The sequence below is a fragment of the Bradyrhizobium sp. WYCCWR15520 genome (assembly GCF_056174665.1).
On record NZ_JBWBWM010000129.1, the window covers coordinates 1 to 2,345 of the forward strand.

At 66.1% G+C, this 2,345-nt stretch carries 1 protein-coding gene; it reads right to left on the reverse strand.

Annotated elements, in window-relative coordinates; genetic code table 11:
* The coding region (locus tag AC0QUY_RS42440; protein WP_475391711.1) for a hybrid sensor histidine kinase/response regulator at positions 1-2,345 on the reverse strand (2,345 nt) is incomplete at both ends.

The window sequence follows — 2,345 nt, forward strand, 5'->3', positions numbered from 1 at the left end:
GGCATTTCGATGTCGGTCAGCACCACGTCGAAGTTGTAACCCGAGCGCAGCGCAGACAGGCCCTCCTGGGCGTTGACGGCGACCCGCACCTTGTAGCCGGCGGCCTTCAAGACCGGGGCCAGCATGTTGCGGAAGAACGCGGAGTCATCGACCAGCAGCACCGACTGCGCCGTCGACGAGGCCCGCATCTCCTTGCGCGAGAACCAGTCGGCAAACGCCATCGGCAGGAAGTGGCCGACGTCGATCACCTCGGTGGCCTGGCCCTTGATCACGGCCGAGCCCAAAATGCCCTCCTGCTGGCCGGCGACCTCGATGTGCAGCCGCTCCTCGACGATGTCGATGATCTCGTCGACCACGAGCCCCATCGAGCGGCCGTCGTCGGCGAACACCAGGATCGGCTGCGAGCCCGAGGTCTGGACACTGACCCCGTTCATCTGCACCAAGGGCATCAGCTGCTCGCGGTACTGCACCATATGGCGGCCGTTACTGAGCTCGATCTTGTCGGTGGCGATCTCCTCGAGCCGGGTGACGAGGCCGAGCGGCACCGCCTTGGGCTGGCTGGAGCCGGCGCGGAACACCAAGAGCGAGGTCAGCTGTTCGCCGCCGATCGCATGCGCGGCCGAGGCTTCATCGGCCATCTCATGGGCCGAGGCGCCGGAGGCGCCGAGCGCCTTGGCAATGCCGTTGGGGTCGATGATCATGATGACGGCGCCATCGCCCAGAATGGTGTTGCCGGAGAACATGTCGATGTGCCGCAGTTTGGTCGACATCGGCTTGACCACGATTTCTTCGGTGTGGAACACGCCGTCGACCACGATGCCGAAGGTCTGGCTGCCCACTTGCGTCACCACGATGAAGCCGTTCTCGGGGTCGCTGGAGGAGCCGTCGTCGATCTTCAGCAGCTTCTTCAGGTGCATCAGCGGCAGCAGCTTGTTGCGCAGCCGCAAGACCGCGGTGTCCTTGATGCGCTCGATGCGGTGCTCGGAGTTGGCCCGCGCCCGGACCAGCTCGACCACCGAGAGCTGCGGGATCGCAAAGCGGTCACCGCCGGCTTCGACGATCAGGGCCGAGACGATGGCGAGCGTCAGCGGGATCTTGATGGTGACGGACGAGCCCTCGCCGGCGACCGACTTGATGTCGATGGTGCCGCCGATCTGGTCGATATTGGTGCGCACCACGTCCATGCCGACGCCGCGGCCGGAGACCGAGGTGACGGTGGCAGCGGTCGAGAAGCCCGGCGCGAAGATGAACTTGTGGATCTGGGCTTCGGTCATCTTCTCCAGCTCGGCCTCGGTGACGAGACCGTTCTGCAGCGCTTTGGCCTTGATCCGCTCGGTGTTGAGACCTCGGCCATTGTCGGCGATGCAGATGATGATGTGGCCGCCCTCGTGATAGGCGGACAGCCGGATGGTGCCCTGCTCGCCCTTGCCGCTAGCCAGCCGCTCGGCCGGGGTCTCCAGGCCGTGGTCGGCGGAGTTGCGCACCATGTGCGTCAGCGGATCCTTGATCAGGTCGAGCACCTGGCGGTCGAGCTCGGTGTCGGCGCCGTGCATCTCCAGTTCGATCTGCTTGCCGAGTTCGCCGGAGAGGTCGCGGACGATGCGCGGCAGCTTCTGCCAGGCGTTGCCGATCGGCTGCATTCGCGTCTTCATGACGCCTTCCTGCAGCTCGGCGGTGACGTTGGAGAGCCGCTGCAGCGGCACCTTGAACTCGGTGTCCTCGTTGCGGCGGGAGATTTCCAAAAGCTGGTTGCGGGTCAACACCAGCTCGGAGACCATGGTCATCAGGTGTTCGAGGGTGTCGACGTTGACGCGGATCGACTGGTTGGCGATCTTGTCGGCGACCTCGCCATCGGCCTCGACAGCAGCGGCACGCTTGGCCGGTTTGGCCTTGGCTTCCTTCGCGGCTTCCTTGACTTCGGGCGCGGCCTTGACGACGGGCGCCGGCGCTGCTGCAACTTCGGTCTCGGTCTCGCGGAAGGCGCGCTCGAGGTCGTCGAGCGAGACTTCGCCCGGACGCAACGGGCGTTCCAGCACCTGCTCGACCAGCGTGCCCTTGGTCATCGCGGGCGGGGCCGGCGGCGCGACGGGGGCCGGCGCCGGCGCGGGTTCAGGATGCGCTTCCGCATGATGGCCGCCTTCGGCCATCGCGTGCAGCTTTTCGATCAGGTCTTCGTCGGTGCCTTCGGGCTCGGTCTCGGTGGCCTCGAGCCCGGCGAGGATTTCCTTGATGCGGTCGATCGAGGACAGGATCAGCGTCACGGCTTCGGCCTTGACCGGCATGCCGTCGCGGAATTTGCCCATCAACGTCTCGCCGGCATGGGCGAGCGCTTCCAGCCGCGGCAG